Source organism: Streptomyces lushanensis, from assembly GCF_001700515.1.
GTDB lineage: Bacteria > Actinomycetota > Actinomycetes > Streptomycetales > Streptomycetaceae > Streptomyces > Streptomyces lushanensis.
Genome location: NZ_MAUD01000305.1, coordinates 1 through 5881, shown reverse-complemented (window position 1 = coordinate 5881; position 5881 = coordinate 1). Strand labels below are relative to the sequence as shown.

Here is a 5881-nt window from a genome sequence, read left to right as displayed (position 1 = left end):
CTCCCTCGGGCCCGGTGGTGTCCACGACGAGCGCGGTGGTGCGCACCTCGGGCGCGTACGGTCTGCCGCGCCACTCCTCGGCGATCCGCGCGAGGGCCCGCCCGGCGGGCTTGATCCGCCGGTCGTTGGTCAGCAGACCGAGGCCGTACTCCAGCTCGGGAAAGTCGGCGAGCGAGCGTGAGACGTCGTGCGAGCACCACCAGGTGATGCCCCAGACATCGGCGCAGTCCAGCACATGGGCCACGGTCGCCTCGGTGAACGCAGCGGCGTGCTCGGCCGGGATAACGGGCGCGGGCGCGCCCACCTCCTGGAGCCAGACCGGCCGGTGCGGTTCGAGCGCCCAGGCCTTGGCCAGCTCGATCAGATACGCGGCGTGGTGCTCGGTGGCGGTGCCGGTACGGCCGTACCGCTGGGCGGTCCCGTTGAACACCCAGGAGTGCACGGCGGTGACGGCACCGATCCTGGCCGCGTGCTCCGGGGTGAAGACGTGCCCGTCCTGGTACCAGACGGCGTCGTACGCGGCGTGCAGATGGAGCTTGCCGGGTGCTCCCTCCTCGCACGCGTCCAGCATCCGGTGGAGCCAGCCGGCCGCCTGCTCGGGAGTGATGGGGTCGGGATCGGGATGCGGCGGCCCGGAGAACTGGTTGATCTCGTTGCCGACGGTCATCCCGATGAAGTTGGGCCGGTCGGCGAGCGCGGCGGCGAGCGTCCGCAGATACGCGGCCTGCGCGGCGACGACATCGTTGTCCGTGAAGATGTTCCTGCGGTGCCAGGTCCGTGTCCAGGCGGGCAGGAAGTCGAAGCTCGACAAGTGGCCCTGGAGTCCGTCGACAGCGACGTCCAGCCCCCGTTCGGCCGCCGCGTCGGCGAGCTGGACGAGCTGTTCGACGGCGCGTGGCCTGATCAGGGTGCGGTTGGGCTGGAAGAGCGGCCAGAGCGGGAAGACCCGGATGTGATCGAGGCCGAGTTCCGCGACCGAGTCCAGGTCGGCGCGTACGGCGTCGGGATCGAAGTCCAGCCAGTGGTGGAACCAGCCCTGGCTGGGCGTGTAGTTGACGCCGAAACGCGGCGCGGGGGGCGCGGAGGGCGCGGGAGTGCTCATACCGGCGATGTTCCCCCTGGTGCTCCGGCACATGCGGTGCGGGTGGATCCGCCGGGCGACAACGCCGTCAGTCCTTGACGGCGCCTTCGCCGACGCCCCGGAAGAAGGAGCGCCGGATGCCCCTGCCGGGCGCCCGGCAGGGGCCGGGTTCCGGCCCGCGACGGGACCCGCGGCGGGACCCTCGGCCGGAGCCGTGGCTCCGGGACGTGAGCCCCGCGGCGGCGTCCGGGGCACGCGCCCCGAGTGCGGCGGCGCCCTTCGTGGTGCCGGGCTCAGCTCTTCCTGAGCAGCTTGTCGCAGGCCTCGACAGCGCGGTCGAGCGACTCCTGGGGGCTCTGCTTTCCCTGCAGTGCCTTCGCCACCTGGTTGCGCAGCTCGGTCTTCATCTGCTCGCTGAACAGGACCGGTGTGTAATTGACCGCGTTCTTCAGGGACTTGGCGGCGGCGATCCGGACGCGGGTCTCGTCGGTGCCGTCCTCCTCGGTGAAGTACGCGTCCTCCAGCGAGCCCTTGGTGCTCGGGAAGATGGCGACCTGCTTCGCGAAGGACATCTGGCGGGCCGCGTCGGTCACGAAGTGGGCGAAGGCCACCGCAGCGGGCTTCTCCTTGGCCCTGGCGTGGACCATCACGCCCATGACATACATGTTCACCTTGCCGGTGCTGGTGATCTGGTCGGTGATGCCGATGTTCCTGTAGAGCTCCGGGGCCTGCTTCCTGAAGTTCTCCAGGTCCAGCACGCTGCCCGGGTTCATGGCCACGGACTCGGTGAGGAACTTCGCACCCGAGGACTCGGGGGTCGCGGCGAGCGCCTGCGGATCGAGCGCCTTGGCGTCGAACAGCTCCTTGTAGCGGGTGAGCATGTCCACGCCCTTGGCGTCGTTGAACGCGAAGGCGGTGCCCTCCCTGTTCATGAGCCGGACGCCGTAGCGGCCGAAGTCCTCGATGGTGGGCACCTGCGCGAGCGTGGCGATCTCGCCGTCGCTCCGCTCGGCCAGCTTCAGCCCGCTCTTGAAGACCTGGTCATAGGTGGTCGGCGGCTTCTCGGGGTCGAGCCCGGCCTCCTCGAAGAGCCGCTTGTTGTAGAACATCGGGCCGGTGTTGAGGTACCAGGGAAAACCGTACGTCCCGTCCACGCCCGGTATCTGATGGCTCTTCCAGGCGCCCGGCAGATACTCCTCGCGGTACCCCGCCGCGACCTTGTCCCGGTCGAGATCGAGCGCGAGCCCGGCCTTCGCCAGCGGGGCCACCAGGTCGGGCGAGACGTTGACGACGTCGGGCAGGGTGCCGCCGGCCGCGTCCGCGCTGAGCTTGTCGGCGTAGCCCTCGGCCGGCCGGTCGACCCATCTCACCTTCGTGTCCGGGTACTTCTTCTCGAAGTCCTCGATGACTCCGTTGAAGTAGTCCTTGAAGTTGGCCTGGAGGTTCCAGGTCTGGAAGGTGATCCGGCCCTTGACGGCGCCCGAGGCGTCCGAGGGCTCCTCGGTGCCGGTTCCTCCGCTACAGGCGCCGAGCGGCAGGACGGTGGCGAGAGCAGCGGCGACAGCTGCTGCTCTGCGGGAGATGCGCACGGTGAACGGCTCCTTTGCTCGGACTCGGACGCGCCGGCGGCGAACCGGAGCCACGGGCCCGGCTGTTTATTACCCGCAGACCTTGCAAGGTGCCCCGGGCAAAGTCAACACGTTCGCCCGCGCTCTCCGGCGAGGGCTCGGCCACGGCCGGGCTGGTGCCGGCCAGGCCCCCGGCGGCCCTCGGCGTGGACTCGTCCGTGCTCCAGCTCGTCTCCGGCATCCAGGAGATCCTGTCGGACCGTCAGCTCGGTCTGCCCTTCCAGGTGGTGGAGGGCGACGCGGGGCCGCGTCCGGTCCTGTCGCGGTTACGGGCCGACGACGCGGGCACCACGGCGTCCGTCGTCGACCTGCTCCACGCGCTGGGCCACCGGCGGATCGTCCATGTCGCCGGGCTCCCCTCACTCGCGCACACCGAGCGGCGTGTCCGCTCGCCGCGGATCGAGGCCGGCCGGCGCGGACTGGCCGAGGCGCGCTCGCTGACGGCGGACCACTCCGACATCCGGGGCGCGGCGGTGACCCGCCGGGTGCCGGCGCGGTCCGGAGCGCCGACGGCCCTGATCTACGACAACGCCGTGATGGCCGCCGCCGGCGCGGCCGTCACGGCGGAGTTCGGCCTCTCCGTGCCCGGCGACGTCTCGGTCGTCGCCTTTGAGGACTCGGCCCTGTGCCGGCTGGAACGGCCCCGGCCGACTGCGCTCTCCCGCGACGCGGTGGGATCGGCCGGATCGCGGCGCGGGAGCCGGCCGCGCCGCTCTACGACGGCGAGCCGCGCACCGTACAGATGCCGTTGCCCGCGCTGATCGAGCGGGAGAGCACAGGCCCGGCACCAGGCTCCGACTGACACATTCCGCTTGGCCGAAAATCATTCCTGTCACGACCATTGACACCCCAAGAGATCAAGTGATCTATTCACTTTATGAGTCGCAGTGAACTGTCGCTGTCCGAGCATCTCGCGGACAGCATCGTCGAGATCATCCGCACCGAACGGCTGGTTCCCGGGGACGCGTTGGCGTCCTCCCGGGACCTCGCCCGCCGGTTCGACGTCACCACGCCCACGGTCCGCGAGGCCCTGCGCAGACTTGAGGCCACCGGCGTGGTGGAGTTCCGGCACGGCTCGGGTACGTATGTGGGACCCGGCAGTGAGCGGCGGCTGCTCGCCAATCCGCATCTCCCGCGCGGCAGCCGTGAGTCGGTGCTCGAACTCGTCGAGGCGCGGCTGGTCCTGGAGCCCGCCGTGGCCGCCGCCGCCGCCCGTACCCGGGTGCCGGAGGCTGTGGCACGGCTGGAGGCGGCGTCCACCAACGCGCTGCATCCGCCCCAGGAGTCGCTGCGGCAGTCGGTCCACTTCCATGTGGCGCTGGCCGCCGCCAGCGGCAACGCGCTGCTGCGCGAGGCCGTCGAGGCACTGCTCCAGGTCAGGGCTCGGGAGCAGGTCGAGATCCGGCACCGCTACAACGACCGCGCGCGGGACCACGCGGAGCATGTGGAGATCTTCGCGGCGGTACGGGACGGGGACGCCGAGGCGGCCGAGCGGCTGACCCGGGAGCACCTCGGGTCCATCCGTGAGGCGGTCCTCGCGGCCGACTTCCCGGAGGTCGGCGCGGAGGACGAGGGCCGCGCGGACTCGGCACCGGAGGAAGCCGGAGCCAGGGACGCCGGCCCCATGGACACCGGAGCCGCGGACGCCGGAGCCACCGGCGCAGGCGCGGAGACGGGGGTGGCCCGGTGAACGGCCGACCGCCGCTGCGGCTGGCCGCGATGACGACACCGGAGGCCGCCGAGGCGGTCACCGCCAGCCCTGTGGTGATCATCCCGGCGGGCGCGTTCGAACAGCACGGTCCCGGTATGCCACTGGCCACGGACACCATCCGGGCCGAAGGAGTGGCCGACCGGGTGGCCGCCGCGCTGGCCGGGCGCGCGGTGATCGGCCCTCCCCTGCCGGTCGGTGTGTCACCGCACCATCTCGCCTTCGCGGGCACGGTCACTCTCACCACCACGACCCTGGCCGCGGTGGTCCGTGAGTATGTGGCGAGCCTCTACCGGCACGGCTGGCGAAAGATACTCGTGGTGACCGGCCACGGCGGCAACAACGCCACACTGGCCACCGTGGCGCAGGATCTGCTCACCACCCATCCCGATCTCCAGTTCGCCTGGTCGCCCGTCACCGCGCTGGCCGCGGATGTCGTGTCCGGGATGGAGGTCAGCGAGGTGCACGGCCACAGCGGTGAGGCCGAGACCGCGCAGATGCTCCATCTCGCCCCCGAACTGGTGCACACCGACCGGCTCGTGGCCGGTACGACGTCCACCTCCCAGCTCGATCCGCTCCCCCGGCTCTCGCGTCACGGCAGCCACCCGGCACTCGCCGTCCGCTACGACCGGATCAGTGAGAACGGCATCCTCGGTGACCCGCGCCGGGCGACCGCCGAGGACGGACAGGCGGTCGTCGACGCCGTCGTGGTCCGTCTGGTCGCCTTCGTCAAGGAGTGGCTGGACGTCTGACACCGGACCCGCCGCCGCTCCACCCGTGTACGGCATCACGCGCCCGCCCCGCCCGTCCTTCCGCGAGGCGGCAGGGGCGAACGTGGTGCCGTGGACAGCACCCGTCCGTACGACACGTCCCGCGCGGCACACCACAACGGCGCCCGCCGCAGCGCGTCGGACCGCACCACGTCACACCGCGACACACCACACACGCACCACACACAACGCACAACACACATCGCACAACGTCCGTCGCGTAGAGGCCATCGTCCGCCCAGCACGCGATCCCGCCCCGCAGTGTGGGGCACCCCTGCCCGGAAACCAGCCGGCCGTCCGCCCGGGACGTCCGGCAGAAGGAGCCTGCCATGAACTCCCTCCAGCGGATGGCGACAGCCGCCGTGAGCCTCGTCCTGTGCGTCGGAGCGACCGGATCCGCGACGGCCGCCGCCCCGGCGAGCGCGTCGAAGCCCTCGAAGTCCGCCTGCCGGCTGCCCGCTCCCCAGCAGCCCGGCACCAGCGCGTCGCAGACCATCAGCAGCGGTGGCCGTGACCGCACGTACCAGCTCCATCTCCCCGACAACTACGCCAAGAAGCGCGACTGGCCCCTGGTCCTCGCCTTCCACGGCCGCGGCAACACCGGTGCCGATGACACCGTCGGGGTAGACGACCACGGCCGGGAGCGTCGAGAGCTTGGAGAACTCCTCCGTCCCGGCACCGGTGTTGCCGCGGC

The 5881-nt window shown here is 71.3% G+C and carries 4 protein-coding genes and 2 pseudogenes; 4 read left to right on the top strand and 2 right to left on the bottom strand.

Annotation, left to right across the window (positions count from 1 at the left end; translation table 11 throughout):
* Together BFF77_RS23690 and BFF77_RS23685 are read right to left on the bottom strand one after the other, a co-directional pair.
* The coding region (locus BFF77_RS23690; RefSeq protein WP_066953190.1) for a glycoside hydrolase 5 family protein at positions 1 to 1102 on the bottom strand (1102 nt) is incomplete at its 3' end.
* A 272-nt stretch (positions 1103 to 1374) separates the two neighbouring features.
* The gene (locus BFF77_RS23685) at positions 1375 to 2670 is read right to left on the bottom strand and encodes an ABC transporter substrate-binding protein (RefSeq protein WP_066953188.1); all 1296 of its coding nucleotides are present in this window, start codon (positions 2668 to 2670) and stop codon (positions 1375 to 1377) included.
* Positions 2671 to 2684: 14 nt separating this feature from the next.
* On the opposite strand from BFF77_RS23685, the pseudogene BFF77_RS23680 reads away from it, so the two are divergent.
* The 4 genes and pseudogenes from BFF77_RS23680 to BFF77_RS35825 form a co-directional block, all read left to right on the top strand.
* Positions 2685 to 3511: pseudogene (locus BFF77_RS23680) on the top strand (substrate-binding domain-containing protein).
* A 75-nt stretch (positions 3512 to 3586) separates the two neighbouring features.
* Complete coding sequence (locus BFF77_RS23675) at positions 3587 to 4399, top strand: FadR/GntR family transcriptional regulator (RefSeq protein WP_079125426.1); 813 nt, start codon at positions 3587 to 3589, stop codon at positions 4397 to 4399.
* A complete protein-coding gene (locus tag BFF77_RS23670) occupies positions 4396 to 5169 on the top strand; it encodes a creatininase family protein (RefSeq protein WP_211280305.1) in 774 nt (257 codons plus the stop codon). The genes BFF77_RS23675 and BFF77_RS23670 overlap by 4 nt, the downstream gene beginning before the upstream one ends.
* 347 nt (positions 5170 to 5516) lie before the next feature.
* Positions 5517 to 5881 (top strand): annotated as a pseudogene (locus BFF77_RS35825) (hypothetical protein); the annotation flags it as partial.

What these genes read in the sequence shown, in the direction of transcription:
- BFF77_RS23675 (WP_079125426.1), top strand. Translation starts at nt 3,587, where the DNA reads ATGAGTCGCAGTGAACTGTCGCTGTCCGAGCATCTCGCGGACAGCATC.